The sequence below is a fragment of the Roseivivax sediminis genome (genome assembly GCF_900112685.1).
In the GTDB taxonomy this organism is placed as follows: domain Bacteria; phylum Pseudomonadota; class Alphaproteobacteria; order Rhodobacterales; family Rhodobacteraceae; genus Roseivivax; species Roseivivax sediminis.
Map to the genome: position 1 here is coordinate 104,268 of NZ_FOMS01000008.1, position 23,168 is coordinate 127,435.

Genomic DNA, 23,168 nt, shown 5'->3' on the forward strand with positions numbered 1-23,168 from the left:
ACGTCCCTACTTTAGAATTATTCTAAGCTGGTTCAAGTCCCATCGACAATCCGCGCGCGAGAAATCCGATGGATCGGCGCGAAGCATGGGTCAAACGGCGCGAGACGAGGAAGGTTGCACTGGCGTCGTCGTCCCGGCGGAAGGCGGCGATGAGCGCAAGCAGCCAGCGTTCGTCGAAGCTCAGCTCCGTGCTGCCGCGCTTGTAGATCCGGACCGGCCGACCGAGGCCCTGGTCGAGCGTGCGCAGGAGCGCCTCGGCGAAACGCGGCGCCGCGACGCTGCGTTCGGCACCGAGCAGCGCACAGGCGCGAAAGAGATCCGCCCGCGGCGTCGCCCGGCAGCGCGCGGCGGTGCGCCGCAACATGTCCAGCAGGGCCGCTTCGTCGTCGGGTAGCCGGGCCGCATCGTCGATTTCACGGGTCGGGCTGGGAAGCTGGGCAAGGGGGACGGGCTGTGCGGTCATCTTCGGTCCTCGGGACGTCGTCCTGGAGTTGTCTGGAAGGCGGAGGCGAACCCCTGCACTCCCCTTTTCCTACAATATTGGTCAGGCTCTGAGAACCCTCAAGATGTCGCATGTACGGAGGATCCGACAAGTTTCCGATTGAAACGCTCAAGATTCCTTGCAAGTGAGGCTGCATACGCTGCCGGAGCCTCGTTCCTCATGTTGTTTCGCGCCCTTCTTGCCGGTCTCCTCCTAGCCGCGCCGGCCGCCGCCGACCCGATCCTCGAAGAACCGCACCTGTCCATCGTCCCGCGCACCGCGGAAGAGCAGACGCGAATCGATGCCGTCACCGCCACGCCCGGCAGCTTCGACGCCGCCGAGCAGTTCGAGGAAAACCCCGCCGGCGCCGCAACGGTGCGGGCGCGCACCACCGCGGACGCCTTTTCGCAGGCCTCGGGCAACATCCCGTTCGAGCGGGAACTGGACTTCAAGGTCGGGAACGGGCTGTTCAAGAAGCTCTGGGTGTCGGCGCCGGCCTCGACCAAGGCCTCTGACGGGCTCGGCCCGCTCTATAATGCGCGGTCCTGCCAGCGCTGCCATCTCAAGGACGGGCGCGGGCGCCTGCCCGAAAGCGGCGGCGACGGCTTCTTCCTGCGCGTGTCGGTGCCCCATGAAGGCCCGGCCGAGACGGCGATCCAGCGCTATCTGGACAAGATCGGCGACGACACCCCGCGCACCGCGCCGCACCCGGTCTACGGATCTCAACTCCAGGACAAGGCGGTCGCCGGCTTCCCGGCAGAGGCGCAGTTCGTCATCTCCTACGAAGAGCGCGAAGTGGGACTGTCGGACGGAGAGACGGCGACGCTCCGCGTCCCGACATACGCCATCGAGGCGCCCGGATACGGCGAGCCCGAAGAGATCCAGACCAGCCCGCGCCTCGCGCCGCAGATGATCGGGCTGGGCCTGCTGGAGGCGATCCCGGCGGCCGACATCCTCGCCTGGGCCGACCCGGACGATGCCGACGGCGACGGTATCTCGGGGCGGGCGCAGATCGTCTGGTCGGTGGAATACGACCGGCCGATGCTGGGCCGCTTCGGCTGGAAGGGGGGAAACCCCACGGTGCGCGAACAGACGGCCTCCGCCTTCGCGGGCGACATCGGCATCTCCTCTCCGCTCTTCAAGGATGGGTTCGGGGAGTGCATGGCGACCCAGGACGCCTGCATCAACGCGCCCCATGGCGGCGAGGGCGAAGCGCCGGAGATCGGCGCCGAGGGGCTGGACCTCGTGACCTTCTACGCCCGCAACCTTGCCGTCCCGGCCCGGCGCGACGTGGACAACCCGGAGGTCCTGCGCGGCAAGCAGGTGTTCCACGACACCGGCTGCGCGAACTGCCACCGGGCGAAATACGTCACCCACCGGCTGAAGGATCAGCCCGAGCAGAGCTTCCAGCTGATCTGGCCGATGACCGACCTGCTGCTGCATGACATGGGCGAGGGGCTGGCCGACCACCGGCCCGAGGCGCGGGCAACGGGCCGCGAATGGCGCACGCCGCCGCTCTGGGGGATCGGGATGACCTCGCGCGTGAGCGGCGAGGAACGCTACCTGCACGACGGGCGCGCCCGCTCGCTTCTGGAGGCCGTCCTGTGGCACGGTGGCGAGGCGGAGGCGGCACGCAGCCGCGTGGAGACGATGCCGAAAGCCGACCGAGACGCCCTGATCCGCTACCTGGAGAGCCTGTGATGCGCCACGCCGTCCTTGCCCTGTCGCTTCTCGCGACGCCCGCCGTGGCCGGCGTCGAAGAGGCGATCACCGATCACGCCCTGTCCGCCACCGACCGCTTTGCAGAGGCGGCAGGCGCGCTGGCCGAGACGGCCGGGAACGATTGCACCGCCGAGGCGCTGCGCCCGGCCTGGAACGACGCCTTCGACGCCTGGCTCGGGCTCGCGCATCTGCGCTTCGGCCCGCTGGAGACGGGGAGCCGGGCGCTCTCCATCGCCTTCTGGCCCGATCCGCGCGGGATGATCCCGCGCACGGTGTCGGGCATCGTGGCAGACGCCGATCCCATCGTCGAGACGCCCGAGGGCTTTGCGGAAGTGTCCATCGCGGCCCGCGGCCTCTTCGCGATGGAGCGGCTGCTTTATGCCGAGGATCTATCGGCCTACGCCGCGGGCGATTATGCCTGCACGCTTGCCTGGGCGCAGGCGCAGGACCTGGCGCGCATGGGGAACGCAATCGCCGAGGACTGGGAGGCCTTCGCGGAGACGATCCGCACCGCCGGCGAAGCCGGGAACGATACCTTCCTGTCGGAGCGCGAGCCGCGGCAAGCGTTCTATACCGCGCTGACCACGGGGATGTCCTTCGTCATCGACCAGCGGCTCGGCCGGCCGCTGGGCAGCTTCGACGACCCGCGCCCGGACCGGGCGGAGGCGCGGCTGTCGGGCCGAGCGCTGCGCAACGTCACGCTTTCGGTGGAGGCATTGCGCGACCTCGCCCGCGCGCTCGCGCCCGGAGAGATCCCGCAGACCGACGCCGCCTTCGCCCGCGCGCTGACCACGGCGGGGCGGATCGACGCAGGGGATTTCTCGGGCGTGTCGGACCCGAGGCAGCGCATCGTCGTGGAGGCGTTGCAGCAGCAGCTTGTCGAGGCGCGTGAGAACGCCGCGAACGAGATCGGCGTGCCGCTCGGCGTGTCGGCCGGCTTCAACGCGTCGGACGGGGACTGACCCGCCGCCCCGAAAGGAGAGCACCATGCCCACGCGCCGCGGTTTCCTGACCAGCCTTCTGGCCGCCTCCACCCTGCCCGCGCTGAGTTGGGCCGACGCCGGCAGCCCCGCCTATCTCGGCGCGGCGAAGGGGGCGTCGGGGCGTTTTTCGCTCATCGGGCTCGGCGCGGATGCCTCGCGGCGCTTCGCCGTGCCGCTGCCGGGCCGCGGCCACGCCGCCGCCGCGCATCCCTCCGCGCCCGAGGCGGTCGCCTTCGCCCGCCGCCCCGGCACCTTCGCGCTGGTGATCGACTGCGCCGCAGGACACGTCGCGCACCGGCTGGAGGCGCCGGAGGGGCGACATTTCTACGGCCACGGCGCCTTCGTCGCAGGCGGCACGATCCTCTGCACGACGGAGAACGACATGGGCAGCGGCGCGGGCCGCATCGGCCTCTGGTCGCGCCCCGACGGCTACCGCCGGATCGGGGAGGTCGCGACCCACGGCATCGGCCCCCACGACCTCCTGCGGCTTTCGGGCGACGTGCTGGCGGTGGCGAATGGTGGCATCCGTACCCACCCGGACACGGGTCGCGAGAAGCTGAACCTCGACACGATGGCGCCCTCGCTGAGCTACCTGACACCCGAGGGCGAGCTTCTCGACCAGGTGACGCTCGATCCCGAGCTGCACAAGAACTCCATCCGCCACCTCGCCGCGGCGGCGGACGGCACCGTCGCCTTCGCGATGCAGTGGCAGGGCGAGGCGATGGCACCGGTGCCGCTGCTGGGCCTGCACCGGCGCGGATCGGCGCCGCGATTGCTGGCGGCCGATGACGGCGAGCAGATCGCCATGCAGGGCTATGCCGGGTCGGTCGCGATCTCCTGGGACGGCGCGCGCGTCGGCATCACCTCGCCGCGCGGCGGTCGGCTGCATGTCTTTGGCCGCGCGGACGGCGCCTGCACGATCCTGCGGCGGCCCGACATCTGCGGGCTCGCCCCTTCGGCGGACGGGTTCACCGCCACCGACGGCATGGGCGGGGTGCTGCGCGTGACCGATCGGCTGGCCCCGCTTGCCGCAGACCCGGGCACGGCGTGGGACAATCACCTCATCGCCATCGGCTGAGGCTGTTCCCCCTCGCGCCTCCGCGCCCCGGCGACTAACGTCGGCCCCAATATGCGACTCAGCACGATCACCTACGGCACGGCCCTCGCAATCATGCTCGGCTGGCTCTTCTGGATGGGCAAGCCACTGCTATTGCCCGTGCTCACAGCCATCGTGTCGCTATACGTCCTGTCGGCGGCGGCCACGGCGCTCTCGCGGCTGCCGCTGATCGGGCTGCTCCCGCTCTGGGCATTGCGCACGCTGGTCCTGATCGCCTTCGCCACCGGGCTCTTCGTGCTTTTCTTCATGCTGATGGCGAATTTCGGCCGCGTCGCCGCTGCGGTGCCCGGCTACGAGGAGAACCTCGACCGGCTCGTTGCCCGCGGCGCCACGATGTTCGGCATCGAGGACGAACCCAACTGGGCCATCGTGCGGGACAACACACTGGGGCGGATCGACGTCGCCAGCTACATCGCCCCGCTCGCCAACCAGATTCGGGGCTTCGGCACGACGCTGTTCCTCATCGTACTCTACGCGGCGTTCTTCTTCGCCGAACGCGCGCTCTTTGCCGACAAGGTGACCATCGCACTCGGCGGGATGCAGCGCGGCAAGAAGGCGGTGGACCTCGTCGACCGGATCAACGGCCGGATCAGCGACTACCTTCTGGTGAAGACCCTCGTGAACGTGGTGCTGGGCCTGATCTCCTTCGGCATCATGTGGGTGATCGGGATCGAGTTCGCGGTGTTCTGGGCCGTGCTGATCGGTTTTCTCAACTACGTGCCCTATTTCGGATCGCTCATCGGGGTGCTGTTTCCGGTGCTGCTGAGCCTCGTGCAGTCCGGCTCCTTCGGCTTCGCAGGGCTGGCGCTTGTCACCCTGACGGTCGCGCAGGTCTATGTCGGCGCCGTGCTGGAGCCGCGACTGATGGGCCGCACCTTCAACCTGTCGCCGGCTGTGGTGCTGCTGGCGCTGGCGTTCTGGGGCGCGCTCTGGGGGATCGCGGGGGCGATCCTCGCGGTGCCGCTGACCGCGAGCCTCGTCATCGTGCTCGCCGAGATCGAGGCAACGCGGCCCGTGGCCGTGATGCTGTCGGCACGGGGCCGCATTTGACGCTGGAGATCTTTCTCGCCACCGCCCCGGGGCTGGAGCCGCTTCTGGCAGAAGAGGCGCGCGCGGCAGACTTTGCCGAAGTGGCCGAAACGGCGGGCGGCGTCACCGTCACCGGCGGCTGGCCCGAAGTGTGGCGCGCCAATCTCGTGCTGCGCGGCGCCGCGCGGGTACTGGTGCGGATCGGCGGCTTTCACGCCGCGCATCTGGCACAGCTCGACAAGCGGGCGACGAAGTTTCCCTGGGCCGAGACGCTGAGGCCGGATCGCCCGGTGCGCGTGGAGGTCACGACGCGCCGCTCGAAGATCTATCATGCCGGCGCCGCGCAACAGCGGATCGAGGGCGGGCTCTCGGCCGGCGGCATCCGGGTGGACCCCGAGGCCGGGATCGTCCTGAAGACACGGATCGAGAACGACTTCGTGCGTTTCAGCCTCGAGTCCAGCGGCGCGCCCCTGCACCGCCGCGGTTTCAAACAGGCGGTCGGAAAGGCACCGATGCGCGAGACGCTCGCCGCGCTGTTCCTACGCGCCTGCGGCTATGACGGAGAGGAGCCGGTGCTCGACCCGATGTGCGGCTCGGGCACCTTCGTGCTGGAGGCCGCCGAGATCGCCGCCGGCCTTCCCCCCGGCCGCGCGCGCCGCTTCGCCTTCGAGGACTTCGCCAGCTTCGACCCCGCAGCATGGGACGAGATGCGCCGCAGCGCCCCGGCCCCGGCCGGTCCGCCCCGCTTTTACGGCTCGGACCGCGACCAGGGCGCGGTGCAGGGCGCTGCCGCGAACGCCGAGCGCGCGGGCGTTGCGCCGCTCTGTTCCTTCACCTGCCGGCCGGTAAGCGAGCTGGCGCGGCCGGACGGAGCGCCGGGCCTTGTCATCGTCAACCCGCCCTACGGCACGCGGGTCGGCAACAAGAAGCTGCTCTACGCGATCCACGGCGCGCTCGGCGAGGTGCTGAAGACCCGCTTTTCCGGCTGGCGCGTCGGGCTTGTGACCTCCGACAAGGCGCTCGCCAGGGCCACCGCCCTGCCCTTCCGCCCGCCCGGGCCGCCAGTGCCGCATGGCGGGCTGAAGGTGCAGCTCTGGCAGACGGGCCCCCTGCGATGACGGCCGCCCGCCCTTGCCGCATCGTCGGCCCATGTTACTTCCCCCGTTCGGCAGAAAGGGTTTCCCATGGCTGAAAAGCCCCGCACCTTCGGCGTGATCGGGCTCGGCAATTTCGGGTCCACCGTCGCGAAGGAACTGACGCGCTTCGGCAACCAGGTCATCGGCATCGACATCAACAAGGACCGCGTCGCCGCTCATGCGGACGAGATCGCAGAGGCGATGATCGTCGATGCCCGCGACGACCGCGCGGTGAAGGAGGCCGGCCTCGGCGATTGCCACGTCGCCCTCGTGGCGATGGGCGCGGATCTCGAGGCGTCGATCCTCGCGGCGATGAACCTCAAGCTCGCGGGGGTGGAGAAGGTCTGGGCCAAGGCCCGTACCAAGACCCATCACCGCATCCTGTCGCGCATCGGCGTCGACCGCATCATCCACCCGGAGGTGGAGGTCGGCCAGCACGTCGCGCAGGTGCTCCACAACCCGCTGATCCGCGACTACATCAGCCTCGGCAACGGCTTCTACGTGGTCAATTTCCGCATCCCCGAAAGCCTCGAGGGCAAGACGCTGGACGAACTGTCGCACAAGGATCACGACCTGCGCTGCGTCGGCGTGATGCGCGGGACCGAGTTCCTCGGCATGGACGGCGAAGGCTGCCAGTTCCAGAGCGATGATCTGCTGCTGCTTCTCGGCAAGCGCGGCGATCTGCGCGCCTTCGCCGCCAGCCTCTGACACGATGGCGTTCGTCGGCATCCGGTCCGGGCTGCGCTGGCGCGTCCTCAAGCTGTCGCCGCCGGCGCTCCTGGCGAGCTTCTATCTCGTTCTGGTCGTCCTCGGCGGGGTCTTTCTGCACCTGCCCTTCGCCAATACCGGCGGGCTGACGGTCATGGACACGCTATTCACCTCGATGTCAGCGGTGACAGTGACCGGACTGACCGTGGTCGATACCGGCGGGGACTACACGCTGGCGGGCCAGGCGGGGATCCTGGTTCTGATGCAGTTGGGCGGGCTCGGGCTCGTGACCTTCGCGGTCTTCGTTCTGGCCTCGCTCGGGGTACAGCTCGGCCTCGGCCAGCGCCTGATCCTGCGCGAGGACCTCAACCAGAGCTCCTTCGGCGATCTCATGCAGCTCGTGAAGACCGTCTTCGTCGTTGCGCTGGGCTGCGAGGCGGTCGGGGCGATACTGCTCGCCATCGTCTTCGTGCCCGATCACGGCTGGGGGCCGGGCCTGTGGGCGGCGGTGTTCCACGCGGTCTCGGCCTTCAACAACGCGGGCTTCTCGCTCTGGTCCGAGAGCCTGGTCGACTATGCCACCGATCCGGTGGTGAACATCGTCGTACCAATGCTGTTCATCATCGGCGGGCTCGGCTTCGTGGTGCTGAACGATATCCGGCGCAAGCGCAGCTGGCGCAGATTCACGCTGCACTCCAAGATCATGCTGGTGATGAGCCTCGTGCTGATCTTCTACGGCTGGGCAACCTTCGCGATCCTCGAATGGACCAATCCGGGCACGCTCGGCGCGTATGACGACGCAGTTTCGCGACTCGTCGTCAGCTGGTTCCAGGCGGTCACGCCACGCACCGCCGGTTTCAACACGATCGACACCGGGGAGATACGCGATTCCACCGCGCTGATGACCATGACACTGATGCTCGTCGGGGCCGGCTCCACCTCCACCGCAGGCGGGATCAAGGTCACGACCTTCGCGGTGCTGATCCTCGCCACGCTCGCCTTCTTCCGGCGCGAGAGCGAGCTGCACCTCTTCCGCCGCTCCCTCGGCGTCGACGAGGTGATGAAGGTGCTGGCGCTGACGGTGGTGTCCATGCTGATCGTGCTGAGCGCGATCTTCTTCGTCTCGATCACCCATGACGGATCGTTCCTGTCGCTGGCCTTCGAAATCTGCTCGGCCTTCGGGACGGTGGGACTGACGATGGGCGCGACGCCCGAACTCGACACCTTCGGCCGCCTCGTGGTGATGACGGTGATGTTCCTCGGACGGGTCGGGCCGCTGACGCTCGGATTCTTCATCGCCACGCACAGCGCGGCGCGCGTGCGCTACCCACCGGGCCGGATCTTCCTCGGCTGAGGCGCACCGGGCTGGCGGCACACCCCTGCTTCTTTGGGCCGGAAATACTCCGGGGGTGTGGGGGCAGCGCCCCCACGACCTCGTCACATGTGGATCGGCCCGTCGCCGCAGGCGAGCGCGGCCTCGCGCACCGCCTCGGAATAGGTCGGGTGCGCGTGGCACGTCATCGCCACGTCCTCGGCCGCGGCGCCGAACTCCATCGCCACGCAGATCTCGTGGATCAGATCCCCCGCCATCGGCCCGATGATATGGGCCCCGAGGATACGGTCGGTCTCCTTGTCGGCGAGGATCTTCACGAAACCGTCGGCGGCGAAGTTGGCCTTGGCCCGGCCGTTGCCCATGAAGGAGAACTTTCCGGTCTTGTAGGCGCGGCCCTCATCCTTGAGGTCCTGCTCGGTCTTGCCGACCGCCGCGACCTCGGGATGGGTGTAGATCACGCTCGGGATCACGCCGTAATTGACGTGGCCCGCCTTGCCGGCGATGACCTCGGCCGCCGCCATGCCCTCGTCCTCGGCCTTGTGGGCGAGCATCGGCCCCTCGGTCGCGTCGCCGATGGCGTAGATCCCGTCCACGGCGGTCTTCCAGTGGCCGTCGGTCTTCACGAAGCCGCGGTCGGTGATCTCGACCCCCAGCTCCTTGAGGCCCAGCCCCTCGGTCACCGGCTTGCGGCCGGTGGCGACGAGCACGGTGTCGGCCTCCAGCGTCTCCTCGCTGTCGTCCTTCTTGAGCGTGTAGGTCACCTTGGCCTTGCCGTTCTTGACCTCCGCGCCCTGGACGGCGGCGCCGAGCACGAACTTCATGCCCTGCTTCGACAGGATCTTCTGGAACTGCTTCTGGACCTCGGCATCCATCGTCGGCGTGATCGTGTCGAGATATTCGAGCACCGTGACCTCCGCCCCGAGGCGGGCATAGACCGACCCCATCTCGAGCCCGATGACCCCGGCGCCGATCACGATCATCTTCTTGGGGATCTTGGCCAGCTCCAGCGCGCCGGTGGAGGACACGATCGTTTTCTCGTCGATCTCCACGCCCTTCAGCTGCGCGACATCGGAGCCGGTGGCGACGATGATGTTCTTCGCCTCGTGCGTCTCGTCCCCGACCTTGACCTTGCCGGCCTCGGGGATGGAGCCCCAGCCCTTGAGCCAGTCGATCTTGTTCTTCTTGAACAGGTACTCGATGCCCTTGGTGTTGGTTTCGATGGTCTCGGTCTTGTACTGGAGCATCTGTTTCCAGTCGACCGTGGGCGCCTTGCCCTTGAGGCCCATCTTGGCGAAGTTGTGCTCTGCCTCGTGAAGCTGGTGGGTGGCGTGCAGCAGCGCCTTCGACGGGATGCAGCCGACGTTGAGACAGGTGCCGCCCAGCGTCTCGCGCCCCTCCACGCAGGCGGTCTTGAGCCCCAGTTGCGCGGCCCGGATCGCGGCGACGTAGCCGCCGGGGCCGGAGCCGATCACGATGACGTCGTAGCTGGCCATGGAAGTGGTCCTTTCCTTTCGAGGGAGGGGGAGGGGCGCTGCCCCTCTTGCGCCTGCGGCGCAATTCACCCCGGAGTATTTGAGGCCCAAAGAAGCATCAGAAGAGGGCGGCGAGAAGCAGGATCAGCGTCGCGAAGAAGCCGATGGCCCAGATCAGCGAGCGCCAGGGGCGCAATCCGAAGTAATAGGCCGGGACATAGGCGACCCGCGCGGCGAGATAGATCCAGGCGGCGAGCATGGTGATCGCGTTGGACTTGTCGGCATAGGTGACGACGAAGACCGCTATGGAGAAGAGGATGAGCCCTTCGAAATGGTTGCCGAGGGCGCGCTGCAGCCGGGCGGTGCCTTCGGAGAGGGGCCGCGAGGGCGGGCGGTCGCGCGCCGAGGTGGTATAGCCGGGGCCGAGCTCGAGGTTCGCGGGGATCGCGAAGATGAGGTACTGCACCACTTGCAGGAGCGCGGCGAGCGTGAGGGCGATCAGTTCGGGGGTCATGCGAGCTCCGGCATTGGGGTGCGGCGGGGCGGGGTCATGCGGCCTCCAGCGCGCGGGCGATGCGGGCCGCGCGCGCGTCGAAATCGAGGCCGCGCGCCGAGGGATGGATGGTTTCGACATGCTCCACGCCGGCGGCGCGCAGCGCGCGCGCGGCGTCGGTGCCGGCGGCGACGGGGCGGCGGCCCATCAATTCGTGCCCGGTGACCGCGTCGAACGAGGCGCGCGCGGCGGCGGCCGGCAGCGGGTGGGAGCGGCGCGGCGGCAAAAGGCAGAAGACCGGGGCGATATAGATATCGCTGCGGGTCAGACCGAGGAGCGCCAGCACGCGGTCGATGACCCGGTTGAACGGCGTCTGCGGCAGGTAGCCGGTGGCGGCGAGCGCGGTGCGGAAGCGCCGGGCCGAGGGCGCGTCGAGCCAATCCTTGGACATCAGCATCGGGCCGGAGAGGTTGCCCGACGTCATCTGGATCGGCGAGACGTAGTCGCCGTCGAAGCCGGCCTCCGCGAGCGTGGTGTAGCCGGGCAGCCGGAAGGCGCGCCGGCGGGCGACCGCCGCGGCGTAGAGCGCGCGCCGGTCCCGGCGCGCGCCTGTGGACCGCGGCGCCGTCGTCATGCGGCCTCTTCTTCGTAGTCGTAGTCGACGTCCGCGAAGCGGTCGACCGGGAAGGTGAAGAACAGCGTCATGTCGTCGTCGGCGTCGAAGCCGTGGCGCTGCCCGGCGGGGATGAAGACCGTGTCGCCCGTCTTGATCTCCATCTCGCGGTCCTCGATCGAGATCTTGCCTGTGCCCTCGATGACATGGATCGTCTCGGTCACGTCGTGGCGATGCTTCGATTCGGTGTGTCCGCCGTAGAGGTAGAACAGGCCCTGGGCGAGGCCGCAGGAGGGCCCGTGATCGGAGTCGATCACGAGGCGGTACTTGAGCCCGCCGCGCTGCGCCTCCTGCATCACCTTCACCTCGGGTGTCTCGTAGGGAATGTGGATCGGCTTGGTCATGTCTCGTGCCTCCTTGGCTGCGGCGCCATGGGCGCCCTTGTCTGCCAAACGAGATTGCCGGGGCTTTCGGTCCGTCCTGTGCGCCCCGGCGGCGGAGCTGCGCCGCCGGGACGCGGGGCCGATCAGAGATCCATCAGCATGCGGCGCGGATCCTCGAGCGCCTCCTTGACGCGCACGAGGAAGGTCACCGCGCCCTTGCCGTCGACGATGCGGTGATCGTAGCTGAGCGCGAGATACATCATCGGACGGGCCTTGATCTCTCCGTCCACGACCATGGGCCGCTGCTGGATCTTGTGCATGCCGAGGATGCCCGATTGCGGCGGGTTGAGGATCGGCGAGGACATCAGCGAGCCGTAGACGCCGCCGTTGGAGATGGTGAAGGTGCCGCCCTGCATCTCGGCCATCGACAGCTTGCCGTCGCGGGCGCGCTTGCCCTTCTCGCCGATCGCCGCCTCGATCTCCGCGAAGGACAGCGAGTCGACGTCGCGGATCACCGGCACCACGAGGCCGTTCGGCGTGCCCGTGGCGATGCCCATGTGCACGAAGTTCTTGTAGACGACATCGGTGCCGTCGATCTCCGCGTTGACCTCGGGGACTTCCTTGAGGGCAAAGCAGCACGCCTTGGTGAAGAAGGACATGAAGCCGAGGCGCACGCCGTGCTTCTTCTCGAAGAGGTCCTTGTACTCCGAGCGCAGGGCCATGACCTCGGTCATGTCGACCTCGTTGTAGGTCGTCAGCATGGCCGCGGTGTTCTGCGCGTCCTTGAGGCGCCGCGCGATGGTCTGGCGCAGGCGCGTCATCTTCACGCGCTCTTCGCGGGCCTCGTCCTCGGCGGCCACCGGGGCGCGGGGCGCCTTCTGCGGCGCGGATTCGCCCTGCGGCGGCGCCTTGGCGGCGGAGAGCGCCTTGGCGACGTCCTCCTTCATCACGCGGCCGTCGCGGCCCGATCCCTGCACCTGGTCGCGCGAGACACCCTTTTCGGCCATCGCCTTCTTCGCCGAAGGCGCATCCTCGATGTCCGAGCGGCCGGGGCCGCCGTCGCCCGCGGGGGGCGAGTCGTATTGCGTCGCGCCCGGCGCCTTGGCGGGGGTATCGCCGCCGTCCTTGGTGCCGGCCTCGGGCTCGGCCTTGTCGGAGGCGCCGGCGCCGGCGGAGCCGGTGGCGATCACGGCGAGCTTGGCGTCGGCCTGCACGGTGGTGCCTTCCTCGGCGACGATCTCCGACAGGGTGCCGGAGGCGGGGGCGGGCACCTCGACGGAGACCTTGTCGGTCTCCAGCTCGCAGAGGGTTTCGTCCTGCTCGACGCTGTCGCCCGATTTCTTGAACCAGGTCGCGACGGTCGCCTCGGAGACGGATTCGCCCAGCGTCGGGACCATCACGTCGACCTTGGTGCCGGTCTGGTCGCCCTGCGATCCGCCGGCATCGGCGACTTCCTTCTTGGGCGCCTCCTCGGTCTCTTTCGAGGCCTCCTCGGACTTGCCGCCGCCCTTCTGGCTGCCGCCCCCCTTCTTGTCGCCGCCGCCGGAATCGCCTTCGGAGATGTTGGCCAGAAGGGCGTCGACGCCCACGGTCTCGCCTTCCTCCGCGACGATGTCGGACAGGGTGCCGGCGGCGGGCGAGGGCACCTCGACCGTCACCTTGTCGGTCTCCAGCTCGCAGAGCATCTCGTCGACCGCGACGCTGTCGCCCGGTTTCTTGAACCAGGTCGCGACGGTCGCCTCGGTCACGGACTCGCCCAGGGTGGGCACGCGCACTTCGGTCATGGGGTCACTTTCCTTCGATCGTCAGCGCTTCGTCGACGAGCGCCGCTTGCTGTGCCTTGTGGGTGGAGGCCAGGCCCGTTGCGGGCGAGGCGGAGGTGGCGCGGCCGACATAGCGCGGCCGCGGATGCGCCGCCTCGATCCGGCCGAGCACCCATTCGATGTTGGGCTCGATGAACGACCAGGCGCCCTGGTTCTTGGGTTCTTCCTGGCACCAGATCACTTCGGCCTGCTTGAAGCGCTCGAGCTCCTTCACCGCGGAGACGGCCGGGAAGGGATAGAACTGCTCGATCCGCATCAGGTAGACGTCGTCGAGCCCGCGGCTGTCGCGCTCTTCCAGGAGATCGTAATAGACCTTGCCGGAGCACATCACGACGCGCCGGATCTCGTTGTCGGGCTTCAGCTTGTGCTCTGCCTCGGCATGTTCGGCATCGTCCCACAGCACGCGGTGGAACGAGGAGCCGTCGAGGAACATCTCCGCATCCGACACGCAGAGCTTGTGCCGCAGGAGCGACTTCGGCGTCATCAGCATCAGCGGCTTGCGGAACGACCGGTGCAACTGACGCCGCAGGATGTGGAAGTAGTTCGCCGGGGTCGAGCAGTTCGCGACGATCCAGTTGTCCTGCCCGCAGAGCTGCAACCAGCGTTCGAGCCGCGCCGAGGAATGCTCCGGCCCCTGCCCTTCGTAGCCGTGCGGCAGCAGGCAGACGAGGCCCGACATCCGCAGCCACTTGGATTCGCCCGAGGAGATGAACTGGTCGAACATGATCTGCGCGCCGTTGGCGAAGTCGCCGAACTGCGCCTCCCACACGGTCAGCGCGTTCGGTTCGGCCAGCGAATAGCCGTATTCGAAGCCGAGGACCGCGTATTCAGACAGCGCCGAGTCGATCGGATCGAACTTCGCCTGCCCGTCGCGGATGTGGTTGAGCGGGTAGTACCGTTCCTCCGTGTCCTGGTCGATCAGGGCCGAATGGCGCTGCGAGAAGGTGCCGCGCGTCGAATCCTGGCCCGACAGGCGCACCGGGTAGCCCTCGGTCAGGAGCGATCCGAAGGCGAGCGCCTCGGCCGTGGCCCAGTCGAAGCCCTTGCCGGTCTCGAACATCTGCTTGCGGTTCTCGAGGAGCCGCCCGACCGTGCGGTGCAGCGGGAAGCCGTCGGGCGCATTGCTGATCGCGCGGCCGACCTCCTCCATCGTGTCTTTCTTGATGGAGGTCTTGCCGCGCTGGTACTTGCCCTCTTTCTGCTTGTCGAGATGCGACCAGCGCCCATCGAGCCAGTCGGCCTTGTTGGGCTTGTAGTTCTTGCCGGCCTCGAATTCCTCGTTCAGGTGCGACTGAAACGCGGCCTTCATGTCCTCGATCTCGCCCTCGGGGATCAGGCCGTCCTTCACCAGACGCTCCGTGTACAGGGTCAGGGTCGTCTTGTGGCCCTTGATCTGCTTGTACATCAAGGGGTTGGTGAACATGGGCTCGTCGCCCTCGTTGTGGCCGAAGCGGCGGTAGCAGAACATGTCGATGACGACGTCCTTGCCGAACTTCTGCCGGAACTCGGTGGCGACCTTTGCGGCGTGGACGACCGCCTCGGGATCGTCGCCGTTGACGTGGAAAATCGGCGCCTCGACCACCAGCGCGTTATCCGTCGGATAGGGCGAGGAGCGCGAGAAATGCGGTGCGGTGGTGAAGCCGATCTGGTTGTTCACCACGAGGTGGATCGTCCCGCCGGTGCGGTGCCCGCGCAGGCCCGACAGCGCGAAGCACTCGGCCACGACACCCTGGCCGGCAAAGGCGGCGTCGCCGTGCAGGAGGATCGGCAGCACCTTTGTGCGGGTCTCGTCCTTGAGCTGGTCCTGCTTGGCGCGCACCTTGCCGAGCACGACCGGGTTCACCGCCTCGAGGTGGGAGGGATTCGCGGTCAGCGACAGGTGCACGTTGTTGCCGTCGAAGTCGCGGTCGTGGCTGGCACCGAGGTGGTACTTCACGTCGCCCGACCCGTCGACATCCTCGGGCTTGAAGCTGCCGCCCTGGAATTCGTTGAAGATCGCGCGATAGGGCTTGCCCATCACGTTTGCCAGCACCGACAGACGGCCGCGGTGCGGCATGCCGATGACGATGTCCGACACGCCGAGCGCGCCGCCGCGCTTGATGATCTGCTCCATCGCCGGGACCGCGCTTTCGCCGCCGTCGAGGCCGAAGCGCTTGGTGCCGGTGTACTTGACGTGCAGGAACTTCTCGAAGCCCTCGGCCTCTACCATCTTGTTGAGGATCGCCTTGCGGCCCTCGCGGGTGAACTTCACCTCCTTGCCGTAGCCCTCGATCCGCTCCTTCAGCCAGGCCGATTGCTCGGGGTCGGAGATATGCATGTACTGCAGCGCGAAGGTGCCGCAATAGGTGCGCTGCAGCACACCCACGATCTCGCGCAGCGACGCGATCTCGAGGCCCAGCACGTTGTCGATAAAGATCGGCCGGTCCATGTCGGCCTCGGTGAAGCCGTAGGAGCGGGGGTCGAGCTCGGGGTGTTCCTGCCCCTCGTTGCGCATCCCAAGGGGATCGAGCTGCGCGGCGAGGTGGCCGCGGATCCGGTGCGCGCGGATGATCATCAGCGCGCGGATCGAATCCAGAACAGCCCGCTGGACCTGGTCGTCGGTGATCTCGATCCCGTGCGCTGCGGCTTTTGCCTCGATCTTCTCGGCGGCGCCCTTGGCCTCTTTGGGCATCATCGGCATCGGCCAGTCGCCGGTGAGCGCCTGCGTCACCTCGTCGTCCGGCTGCTGCGGCCAGTCGCGGCGCGCCCAGGACGGGCCGCCCGCCTCTTTCTTGACCGAGATCTCGTCGTCGCCGAGCCCCTCGAAGAAGGCGCGCCACGCCTCGTCCACGGCGCCGGGATCGTTGGCGTAGCGGGCATACATCTGTTCGAGGTAATCCGCATTCGCCCCCTGCATGAAGGAAGAGGCGTGGAAGAGGTCGTTCGGAGATTGGTCGGTCATGTTCAGGTCCTCGCACTGAGGGACGAAAGGGAAGCGCGCATCAACTCGCGGCCTCCGCCGGGACGGGGCCCCATTGGTTCTCACGTGGCTCGCTGGGGCGGGAGAGCCAGTAGAAGACGACGAGCGGCGACAGCGCGAGCGCGAAGAGCCCGATGCCGGCGAGGGCCGTGAACACGATCCCCGTCGACGCCCGTTCGAGCGCCGGGCCGGCGAGGTCGAGGAAGGCGGTCAGCCCGATCATCACGATGAACGGGTAGAGCAGGTAGAGGCCACGCCGCCCCGTGTCGTGCATGCGCCGCCAACCGACGGCGAGGAACGGCACGATCAGCGCAAGGCTGAAGATGGTCGATATCGGCCCCGAGGCGCCGCGAAGGACGAGGCTGGCGGCACCGTCCCCGGTGCGGGTCGTCGCGACATTGGTGCCGAAGAGCGTCGCATCGACGACCCCGAGCAGCAGCCCGCCGACAAGGAAGAACAGCGCGAACCACCAATATTCCGCGCGCACCGCGCGGCCCGAGAAGGTCGCGTAGTTGGAAAGCGCGCGGGTTATGGCGGTCTTCGGGGTCATCTCGGCGGTGCGTCTCAGCCCTTTTCGATCGCTTCGAGAACCGCCTCGCCCAGCGTGGCGGGGCTGTCGGCGACGACGATGCCGGCGGATTTCATCGCTTCGATCTTGTCCTCGGCGCCGCCCTTGCCGCCGGCGACGATGGCGCCCGCGTGGCCCATGCGGCGGCCCGGAGGCGCCGTGCGGCCGGCGATGAAGCCCGCGGTCGGCTTCCAGCGGCCCTTCTTCTTCTCATCGGCAAGGAACTGCGCGGCGTCTTCCTCGGCAGACCCGCCGATCTCGCCGATCATGATGATCGCCTCGGTCTCGTCGTCGGCGAGGAACCATTCCAGGACATCGAGATGCTCCGTCCCCTTGATCGGATCGCCCCCGATGCCGACGCAGGTCGACTGGCCGAGACCGACATCGGTCGTCTGTTTCACGGCCTCGTAGGTAAGCGTGCCGGAGCGGGATACAACGCCGACCTTGCCGCGCTTGTGGATGTGGCCGGGCATGATGCCGATCTTGCAGGCATCCGGCGTGATCACGCCGGGGCAGTTCGGACCCACGAGCACCGACTTCGACCCCTCAAGCGCGCGCTTGACCTTCATCATGTCCTGCACCGGGATGCCCTCGGTGATGCAGACGATCAGCTCCATCTCCGCGTCGATCGCTTCCATGATCGAATCGGCCGCGAACGGCGGCGGCACGTAGATCACGCTCGCATTCGCCTCGGTCCTGGCCTTGGCTTCGTGCACGGAATTGAAGATCGGCAGGTCGAGATGGCTCTGCCCACCTTTCCCGGGGGTGACGCCGCCGACCATGTTGGTGCCGTAGGCGATGGCCTGCTCGGTGTGGAATGTCCCCTGGCTACCGGTCAGGCCCTGGCAGATGACCTTGGTATGCTTGTCGACAAGAATTGCCATTGAGTGTCGTCCTTTGTCCCTCGGGGGGGCGGGCCGCCGGGGCCCGCCCGTCAGTCATGTCAGTATCGGGCGTCGTCGTCCGTCAGCTCGTCGAGCATCCGCACCGCGATGGTGGCGGCGCCCATGAGCACGAGCGAGCGCCCGAGCGTCTTTGTCAGGTTGCGCGGCGTGAACCGCGCGATGCCGTCACGCGTCGCGCGTACAGCGTCGCTGCCCGACCGCACGTCGCGGAAGTGCTGGGGCTTTCGCGCAGGTTCCGGCAGGCGCAGCACACTGGGTTCGGTGCGGCGCAGCAGCAGCCCCGCCCCGATCAGGGCGGCGCCGGCGATCAGCGAGGTGTAGGCGGCCAGCCCCTCGGGCATCTCGGGCAGGTCGATGTCCGAGACGCTGGGCAGGGTGGTGTTGGAACGCGAGAAGAGCGGCATGGGATGATCCTTCGTCAAAAGGGCGACCGTCTGGCCGGGACGACACGCCCGGCGCCGGTCCTCTGGGACAGGGCGACACGATCCGGCTGTACCGGACCGCACGAGGACAGAACCCCCGCGGCCCCATTCTGGTTCATCACTCGCGCCATCCGTCGCGCTCCCGGCCTCAGCCCTTCACCGCCTGCACGATCTTCTGGGCGCCGTCCTTGAGGTCGTCGGCCGCGATCACGTTGAGGCCGCTTTCGTTGATCAGCTTCTTGCCCTGCTCGACGTTGGTGCCTTCGAGCCGGACCACCAGCGGAACGGTCAGGCCGACATCCTTCACCGCGGCGATCACGCCCTCGGCGATCACGTCACAGCGCATGATGCCGCCGAAGATGTTGACGAGGATCCCCTTCACGTTCTTGTCGGACGTGATGATCTTGAACGCCTCGGTCACCTTCTCCGTGGTCGCGCCGCCGCCGACGTCGAGGAAGTTTGCCGGCTCCGCACCGTAGAGCTTGATGATGTCCATGGTCGCCATCGCGAGGCCCGCGCCGTTGACCATGCAGCCGATCTCACCGTCGAGCGCGATATAGTTGAGGTCGTATTTCGACGCCTGCAGTTCCTTGGGGTCTTCCTCGGTCTCGTCGCGCAGTTCGGCGATGTCGGACTGGCGGTAGAGCGCGTTGGAATCGAAGCCGAGCTTGGCGTCGAGCACCTTCAGATCGCCCTTGTCGGAGACGATCAGCGGGTTGATCTCCAGCATCTCCATGTCGCGTTCGATGAAGGCATTGTAGAGAATGCCCATCAGCTTCACGCATTGCTTGACCTGCGCGCCCTCGAGGCCGAGCGCGAAGGCGATGCGGCGGCCGTGGAACGGCTGGTAGCCCGTCGCGGGATCGACGGCGAAGCTGAGGATCTTCTCGGGGGTGGATGCCGCGACCTCCTCGATGTCCATGCCGCCCTCGGTCGAGCAGACGAAGGACACGCGCGAGGTCACGCGGTCGACCAGCAGCGCGAGATAGAGTTCGCGCTCGATGCCCGAGCCGTCCTCGATGTAGATGCGATTGACCTGCTTGCCCGCCGGGCCGGTCTGGTGGGTCACCAGCGTCTTGCCGAGCATCCGCTTGGCTTCCTGCTCGGCTTCCTCCACCGACTTGGCGATGCGCACGCCGCCCTTCTCGCCGGCGTCGGCTTCCTTGAACGAGCCCTTGCCGCGCCCGCCTGCGTGGATCTGAGCCTTCACCACCCAGATCGGCCCGTCGAGCGCGCCGGCGGCGGTCTTGGCTTCCTCCGCGCGGGTCACGGCGCGACCGTCGGACACGGGGGCGCCATAGCTGCGCAGGAGCGCCTTCGCCTGATACTCGTGGATGTTCATAGAAAACCTGTCCCCGGAATTGCTTCGCTTTGCCTCAGATAGGCATGCGTAGCGGGGCAGGATAAAGGGTTTGTTGCCGAAAACGCCCCTTGCGCGCGAATTTCCCCGCTTTGTGGTCACAGGCTACAAACGTGTGATCACAAACCGTGCCGCCGGCATCCGGCACCGGAGGCCGCGGCGCGTGGGGTCAGAATCGCGCGGGCCGAAACGCGAAAGGCGCCCGACATCGCGGGCGCCTTCCAGACATGTCTGATGACACGCCGGGTTCAGGCGAGGGTTTCGTCGATGCCCTTGCAGGCTTCCACGAGGCCCTTCACCGCGTCGACCGAATGGTCGAACATGGCGGCTTCGTCCTTGGTCATCTTGATGTCGAGGATGCGCTCGATCCCGCCGGCGCCGATCACGGTAGGCACGCCCACGTAGAGGCCCTTGAGGTTCAGAACGCCGTCGCACCAGGCCGCGCAGGGCAGCACGCGCTTCTGGTCCTTCAGATACGCCTCGGCCATCTCGATGGCGGAGGTCGCGGGCGCGTAGAAGGCAGAGCCGGATTTCAGCAGGCCGACGATCTCCGCGCCGCCGTCGCGGGTGCGCTGGACGATGGCGTCGATCTTGTCCTTGGTGGTCCAGCCCATGTCGACGAGATCGGGCAGCGGCACGCCGGCGACGGTGGAATAGCGCACCAGCGGCACCATCGTGTCGCCATGGCCGCCGAGGACGAAGGCGCTCACGTCCTTCATCGACACGCCGAATTCGAGGCTGAGGAAGTGGCGGAAGCGGGCGCTGTCGAGCACGCCGGCCATGCCGCAGACCTTCTCGTGCGGCAGGCCCGAGAATTCGCGCAGCGCCCACACCATCGCGTCGAGCGGGTTGGTGATGCAGATCACGAAGGCGTTCGGCGCGTTGGCGGCGATACCCTCGCCCACGGCCTTCATCACCTTGAGGTTGATGCCCAGAAGGTCGTCGCGGCTCATCCCCGGCTTGCGCGGCACGCCGGCGGTGACGATGCAGACGTCGGCGCCGGCGATGTCGGCATAATCCGACGTGCCCTTGAGCGCGGCGTCGAAGCCTTCGGCCGGGCCGGATTCGGCGATGTCGAGCGCCTTGCCCTCGGGGATGCCCTCGGCGATGTCGAACAGCACGACGTCGCCCAGTTCCTTCATCGCGGCGAGATGGGCAAGCGTGCCGCCGATCTGCCCCGCACCGATCAGCGCGATCTTGGGTCTGGCCATGGCTAAGGTCTCCGGTTTCCCTTGAATTCCGTTTGGGTCGTTTTTCCGCATGGCTATGCCGAAGCGCGGGTCCGCGCAAGTGTGCCGCGATGCGGCGAAACCGGGCGCGGGTCTGGGCATTGCCGGCTGTTGGCGCTAAAGCGCCGCGGGCGAAGCGGTTGGCGCGGGGGTGACCTTGGACATTCTGAGCTGGAGCGTCTACGCGGTCGCCGTGCCGGCGGTGATCTTCGCCGGCATCTCCAAGGCCGGATTCGGATCGGGCGCGGCCTTTGCCAGCGCCGCGATTCTCGCCCTGGTGCTGGAGCCGGGATCGGCGCTGGGGATCATGCTGCCGATCCTGATGCTGATCGACGTGACCTCCCTGCCCGCCTACTGGCGCCGCTGGAGCTGGCGCGACGCGCGGCTTCTGATCCTCAGCGGGCTGCCCGGCGTGATCCTCGGCGCCCTGTTCTACGACTGGGCCGACCCGGACGCGATCCGCTTCCTGATCGGCGTCGTCGCGGTGGGCTTCGTCGTCTGGCAGGCCGCGCTCAAAGCGGGATGGATCACGCTCGGTCAGCGCCCGATGGGGCCGGTGGCCGGCAGCGCCGCGGGCGTCACGCTGGGCTTCACCAGTTTCGTCAGCCATGCCGGCGGGCCGGCGGCGGCGGTATACCTGCTGGGTCGCAAGCTCGACAAGACGACGTTCCAGGCGACGACGGTGCTGACGTTCTGGGCGATCAACCTGTCGAAATCCGGCATCTACGCCGGCATGGGCATCTTCACGCGCGACACCCTGCTTCTGGACCTCGCGCTCGCACCTTTCGCGGTGCTGGGCACCTGGATCGGCATTCGTGTGCACACCCTGGTGCCCGAACGGGTGTTCTTCGGAATCACGTACGCGCTTCTGACCGTCACCGGGGTGAAGCTGATTTGGGACGCGCTGGTCTGAACGGCGGTACACCCGAGCATACATTTCCGCCGCGGCGCGGCATTTTTCGCTTGAATTTTTCGCAAAGGAATGGCGTCTATCGCGCAACTTTGTGTCTCGCGCAGCAGGTATCCGCCATGCAGGTCCAGCCGTTCCGCTCCGTCCTCTACATTCCCGGCTCCAAGCCGCGGGCGATCGCCAAGGCGCGGTCGCTGCCCGTGGACGCGGTGATCCTCGATCTGGAGGACGCGGTGTCGCCCGACGAGAAAGAGGCAGCGCGGACCACGCTGGCGGAGGCGCTCGCCGAAGGCGGCTTCGGCCACCGCATGCGGATCGTGCGGATCAACGGGCTGGACACCGACTGGGGCCGCGCGGACGCCAAAGCGGTCGCCGCCATGGAGTGCGATGCGGTCCTGCTGCCCAAGGTCGAATCGCCGGGCCAGATCGACGCGCAGGCCGAGATCACCGGCGACCTGCCAGTCTGGGCGATGATGGAAACGCCGCTCGGGATGCTGCAGGCCGCATCCGTCGCGGCACACCCGAAGCTCGGCGGCATGGTCATGGGCACCAACGACCTGATCAAGGATCTCGGTGCCCGCGCGACGCTGGACCGCGTGTCGGTGATGACGGGGCTCGGGCTTTGCCTTCTCGCGGCGAAGGCGCACGGCGTGGTCATCGTCGACGGGGTCTACAACGCCTTCAAGGACATGGAGGGGCTGGAGGCCGAATGCGTGCAGGGCCGCGACATGGGATTTGACGGCAAGACGCTGATCCACCCCGCGCAGATCGACATCGCAAATGCCTGTTTCGGCCCCTCAAAGGCGGAGATCGAGTTGGCCCGCCGCCAGATCGAGGCGTTCGAGGCAGCAAAGCGCGAGGGCCAGGGCATCGCGGTGGTCGACGGCCGGATCGTGGAGAACCTTCACGTGGACACCGCACGCAAGGTTCTGGCACAAGCCGAGGCGATTGAGCAGATCGCAGCGGAGTAAGCCATGATCCTTCTCGTCCTCGGCATCGCCCTCTGGGTGGCGGCGCATCTTTTCAAGCGCGTGGCGCCCGAGCGGCGGGCAGCGATGGGCGACAAGGGCAAGGGCGCGGTCGCCGTCGCGCTTCTGGTCGCGCTGGTGCTGATCGTCCTCGGCTACCGCGGCGCACCCTTCATCAATGTGTGGACGCCGCCGGCCTTCATGGTCCACATCAACAACCTGCTGATGCTGGTCGCGGTCTTCGTCTACGGGATGAGCGCCACGACCGGCCGGCTGCGCGGCAAGATGCGCCACCCGCAGTTGACTGCCGTGAAGATCTGGGCGGTCGCACACCTTCTGGTGAACGGAGATCTCGCGTCGATCATCCTCTTCGGGTCCATGCTGGCCTGGGCAGTGGCCGAGGTCATCGTCATCAACCGCTCCGAGGCATGGGTGCGGCCCGAACCCGGCCCGGCGAAGAAGGACATCCTGCTCGTAGTCATCACGCTGGTGATGTTCGCGGTCATAACCGGCATCCACGCCTGGCTCGGCGTGTGGCCCTTCCCGAGGTGAGG

22 protein-coding genes are annotated in these 23,168 nt (G+C 67.8%); 10 read left to right on the plus strand and 12 right to left on the minus strand.

The features are described 5' to 3' along the window. Positions 1–22: 22 nt before the first annotated feature. A complete protein-coding gene (locus tag F3H57_RS13520; RefSeq protein ID WP_149756448.1) occupies positions 23–463 on the minus strand; it encodes a hypothetical protein in 441 nt (146 codons plus the stop codon). A 198-nt stretch (positions 464–661) separates the two neighbouring features. Here F3H57_RS13520 and F3H57_RS13525 point away from each other — a divergent pair, with 198 nt between their 5' ends. The 7 genes from F3H57_RS13525 to F3H57_RS13555 all read left to right on the plus strand — a co-directional run bounded on the left by F3H57_RS13525 (position 662) and on the right by F3H57_RS13555 (position 8,530). After that, the gene (locus F3H57_RS13525) at positions 662–2,182 is read left to right on the plus strand and encodes a di-heme oxidoreductase family protein (protein ID WP_149756449.1); all 1,521 of its coding nucleotides are present in this window, start codon (positions 662–664) and stop codon (positions 2,180–2,182) included. Next, positions 2,182–3,165: an imelysin family protein gene (locus F3H57_RS13530; RefSeq protein ID WP_149756450.1), complete on the plus strand. Its 984-nt coding sequence runs from the start codon at positions 2,182–2,184 to the stop codon at positions 3,163–3,165. The genes F3H57_RS13525 and F3H57_RS13530 overlap by 1 nt, the downstream gene beginning before the upstream one ends. A gap of 25 nt (positions 3,166–3,190) precedes the next feature. Beyond that, positions 3,191–4,264: a DUF1513 domain-containing protein gene (locus F3H57_RS13535; RefSeq protein WP_149756451.1), complete on the plus strand. Its 1,074-nt coding sequence runs from the start codon at positions 3,191–3,193 to the stop codon at positions 4,262–4,264. Positions 4,265–4,315: 51 nt separating this feature from the next. Further along, on the plus strand, positions 4,316–5,353 hold the full coding sequence (locus tag F3H57_RS13540; protein WP_149756452.1) for an AI-2E family transporter: 1,038 nt from the start codon (positions 4,316–4,318) through the stop codon (positions 5,351–5,353). After that, positions 5,350–6,450: a THUMP domain-containing class I SAM-dependent RNA methyltransferase gene (locus tag F3H57_RS13545; protein ID WP_149756453.1), complete on the plus strand. Its 1,101-nt coding sequence runs from the start codon at positions 5,350–5,352 to the stop codon at positions 6,448–6,450. Before F3H57_RS13540 ends, F3H57_RS13545 begins: the two co-directional genes overlap by 4 nt. A 66-nt stretch (positions 6,451–6,516) precedes the next feature. After that, positions 6,517–7,176, plus strand: a complete 660-nt coding sequence (locus F3H57_RS13550; protein ID WP_149756454.1) for a potassium channel family protein — start codon at positions 6,517–6,519, stop codon at positions 7,174–7,176. A 4-nt stretch (positions 7,177–7,180) separates the two neighbouring features. Beyond that, on the plus strand, positions 7,181–8,530 hold the full coding sequence (locus tag F3H57_RS13555; protein ID WP_149756455.1) for a TrkH family potassium uptake protein: 1,350 nt from the start codon (positions 7,181–7,183) through the stop codon (positions 8,528–8,530). A gap of 83 nt (positions 8,531–8,613) precedes the next feature. Here F3H57_RS13555 and lpdA read toward each other — a convergent pair whose 3' ends face one another. The 11 genes from lpdA to mdh all read right to left on the minus strand — a co-directional run bounded on the left by lpdA (position 8,614) and on the right by mdh (position 20,718). Next, a complete protein-coding gene (gene lpdA / locus F3H57_RS13560) occupies positions 8,614–10,002 on the minus strand; it encodes a dihydrolipoyl dehydrogenase (RefSeq protein ID WP_149756456.1) in 1,389 nt (462 codons plus the stop codon). A gap of 97 nt (positions 10,003–10,099) precedes the next feature. Next, complete coding sequence (locus F3H57_RS13565; RefSeq protein ID WP_149756457.1) at positions 10,100–10,495, minus strand: MAPEG family protein; 396 nt, start codon at positions 10,493–10,495, stop codon at positions 10,100–10,102. 34 nt (positions 10,496–10,529) lie between these two features. Then, a complete protein-coding gene (locus tag F3H57_RS13570; protein ID WP_149756458.1) occupies positions 10,530–11,108 on the minus strand; it encodes a hypothetical protein in 579 nt (192 codons plus the stop codon). Further along, positions 11,105–11,491 (minus strand): cupin domain-containing protein, encoded by a 387-nt coding sequence (locus F3H57_RS13575; protein ID WP_149756459.1) that lies wholly within the window; start codon positions 11,489–11,491, stop codon positions 11,105–11,107. Before F3H57_RS13575 ends, F3H57_RS13570 begins: the two co-directional genes overlap by 4 nt. 122 nt (positions 11,492–11,613) lie before the next feature. Then, positions 11,614–13,254, minus strand: coding sequence for a 2-oxoglutarate dehydrogenase complex dihydrolipoyllysine-residue succinyltransferase (odhB, locus tag F3H57_RS13580; RefSeq protein WP_149756460.1), 1,641 nt, complete (start codon positions 13,252–13,254; stop codon positions 11,614–11,616). A gap of 4 nt (positions 13,255–13,258) precedes the next feature. Next, positions 13,259–16,234 (minus strand): 2-oxoglutarate dehydrogenase E1 component, encoded by a 2,976-nt coding sequence (locus tag F3H57_RS13585; RefSeq protein WP_149756461.1) that lies wholly within the window; start codon positions 16,232–16,234, stop codon positions 13,259–13,261. A gap of 40 nt (positions 16,235–16,274) precedes the next feature. Beyond that, the gene (locus F3H57_RS13590; RefSeq protein WP_149756462.1) at positions 16,275–16,802 is read right to left on the minus strand and encodes a DUF805 domain-containing protein; all 528 of its coding nucleotides are present in this window, start codon (positions 16,800–16,802) and stop codon (positions 16,275–16,277) included. Between the two features lie 14 nt (positions 16,803–16,816). After that, positions 16,817–17,704 (minus strand): succinate--CoA ligase subunit alpha, encoded by an 888-nt coding sequence (gene sucD, locus F3H57_RS13595; protein ID WP_149756463.1) that lies wholly within the window; start codon positions 17,702–17,704, stop codon positions 16,817–16,819. Between the two features lie 59 nt (positions 17,705–17,763). Then, positions 17,764–18,129 carry a hypothetical protein gene (locus F3H57_RS13600; RefSeq protein ID WP_223163077.1) on the minus strand — a complete coding sequence of 122 codons (366 nt, stop codon included), beginning with the start codon at positions 18,127–18,129 and terminating at the stop codon, positions 17,764–17,766. A 166-nt stretch (positions 18,130–18,295) separates the two neighbouring features. Further along, complete coding sequence (sucC, locus tag F3H57_RS13605; RefSeq protein WP_149756464.1) at positions 18,296–19,489, minus strand: ADP-forming succinate--CoA ligase subunit beta; 1,194 nt, start codon at positions 19,487–19,489, stop codon at positions 18,296–18,298. Between the two features lie 266 nt (positions 19,490–19,755). Beyond that, positions 19,756–20,718, minus strand: coding sequence for a malate dehydrogenase (gene mdh / locus F3H57_RS13610; RefSeq protein ID WP_149756465.1), 963 nt, complete (start codon positions 20,716–20,718; stop codon positions 19,756–19,758). A gap of 175 nt (positions 20,719–20,893) precedes the next feature. On the opposite strand from mdh, the gene F3H57_RS13615 reads away from it, so the two are divergent. The 3 genes from F3H57_RS13615 to F3H57_RS13625 all read left to right on the plus strand — a co-directional run bounded on the left by F3H57_RS13615 (position 20,894) and on the right by F3H57_RS13625 (position 23,166). Continuing rightward, positions 20,894–21,649 carry a sulfite exporter TauE/SafE family protein gene (locus F3H57_RS13615; RefSeq protein WP_149756466.1) on the plus strand — a complete coding sequence of 252 codons (756 nt, stop codon included), beginning with the start codon at positions 20,894–20,896 and terminating at the stop codon, positions 21,647–21,649. A gap of 116 nt (positions 21,650–21,765) precedes the next feature. After that, entirely contained in the window at positions 21,766–22,617 is an 852-nt protein-coding gene (locus F3H57_RS13620; protein WP_149756467.1) for an HpcH/HpaI aldolase/citrate lyase family protein, read from the plus strand. A gap of 3 nt (positions 22,618–22,620) precedes the next feature. Next, positions 22,621–23,166, plus strand: a complete 546-nt coding sequence (locus tag F3H57_RS13625; RefSeq protein WP_149756468.1) for an NnrU family protein — start codon at positions 22,621–22,623, stop codon at positions 23,164–23,166. The last annotated feature ends 2 nt before the right edge of the window (positions 23,167–23,168 follow it).

What these genes read in the sequence shown, in the direction of transcription:
- F3H57_RS13600 (WP_223163077.1), bottom strand. Translation starts at nt 18,129, where the DNA reads ATGCCGCTCTTCTCGCGTTCCAACACCACCCTGCCCAGCGTCTCGGAC.
- odhB (WP_149756460.1), bottom strand. Translation starts at nt 13,254, where the DNA reads ATGACCGAAGTGCGCGTGCCCACCCTGGGCGAGTCCGTGACCGAGGCG.
- lpdA (WP_149756456.1), bottom strand. Translation starts at nt 10,002, where the DNA reads ATGGCCAGCTACGACGTCATCGTGATCGGCTCCGGCCCCGGCGGCTAC.
- F3H57_RS13555 (WP_149756455.1), top strand. Translation starts at nt 7,181, where the DNA reads ATGGCGTTCGTCGGCATCCGGTCCGGGCTGCGCTGGCGCGTCCTCAAG.
- F3H57_RS13520 (WP_149756448.1), bottom strand. Translation starts at nt 463, where the DNA reads ATGACCGCACAGCCCGTCCCCCTTGCCCAGCTTCCCAGCCCGACCCGT.
- F3H57_RS13570 (WP_149756458.1), bottom strand. Translation starts at nt 11,108, where the DNA reads ATGACGACGGCGCCGCGGTCCACAGGCGCGCGCCGGGACCGGCGCGCG.
- F3H57_RS13530 (WP_149756450.1), top strand. Translation starts at nt 2,182, where the DNA reads ATGCGCCACGCCGTCCTTGCCCTGTCGCTTCTCGCGACGCCCGCCGTG.
- F3H57_RS13625 (WP_149756468.1), top strand. Translation starts at nt 22,621, where the DNA reads ATGATCCTTCTCGTCCTCGGCATCGCCCTCTGGGTGGCGGCGCATCTT.
- F3H57_RS13565 (WP_149756457.1), bottom strand. Translation starts at nt 10,495, where the DNA reads ATGACCCCCGAACTGATCGCCCTCACGCTCGCCGCGCTCCTGCAAGTG.
- F3H57_RS13620 (WP_149756467.1), top strand. Translation starts at nt 21,766, where the DNA reads ATGCAGGTCCAGCCGTTCCGCTCCGTCCTCTACATTCCCGGCTCCAAG.
- sucD (WP_149756463.1), bottom strand. Translation starts at nt 17,704, where the DNA reads ATGGCAATTCTTGTCGACAAGCATACCAAGGTCATCTGCCAGGGCCTG.
- mdh (WP_149756465.1), bottom strand. Translation starts at nt 20,718, where the DNA reads ATGGCCAGACCCAAGATCGCGCTGATCGGTGCGGGGCAGATCGGCGGC.
- sucC (WP_149756464.1), bottom strand. Translation starts at nt 19,489, where the DNA reads ATGAACATCCACGAGTATCAGGCGAAGGCGCTCCTGCGCAGCTATGGC.
- F3H57_RS13550 (WP_149756454.1), top strand. Translation starts at nt 6,517, where the DNA reads ATGGCTGAAAAGCCCCGCACCTTCGGCGTGATCGGGCTCGGCAATTTC.
- F3H57_RS13525 (WP_149756449.1), top strand. Translation starts at nt 662, where the DNA reads ATGTTGTTTCGCGCCCTTCTTGCCGGTCTCCTCCTAGCCGCGCCGGCC.
- F3H57_RS13590 (WP_149756462.1), bottom strand. Translation starts at nt 16,802, where the DNA reads ATGACCCCGAAGACCGCCATAACCCGCGCGCTTTCCAACTACGCGACC.
- F3H57_RS13585 (WP_149756461.1), bottom strand. Translation starts at nt 16,234, where the DNA reads ATGACCGACCAATCTCCGAACGACCTCTTCCACGCCTCTTCCTTCATG.
- F3H57_RS13540 (WP_149756452.1), top strand. Translation starts at nt 4,316, where the DNA reads ATGCGACTCAGCACGATCACCTACGGCACGGCCCTCGCAATCATGCTC.
- F3H57_RS13535 (WP_149756451.1), top strand. Translation starts at nt 3,191, where the DNA reads ATGCCCACGCGCCGCGGTTTCCTGACCAGCCTTCTGGCCGCCTCCACC.
- F3H57_RS13575 (WP_149756459.1), bottom strand. Translation starts at nt 11,491, where the DNA reads ATGACCAAGCCGATCCACATTCCCTACGAGACACCCGAGGTGAAGGTG.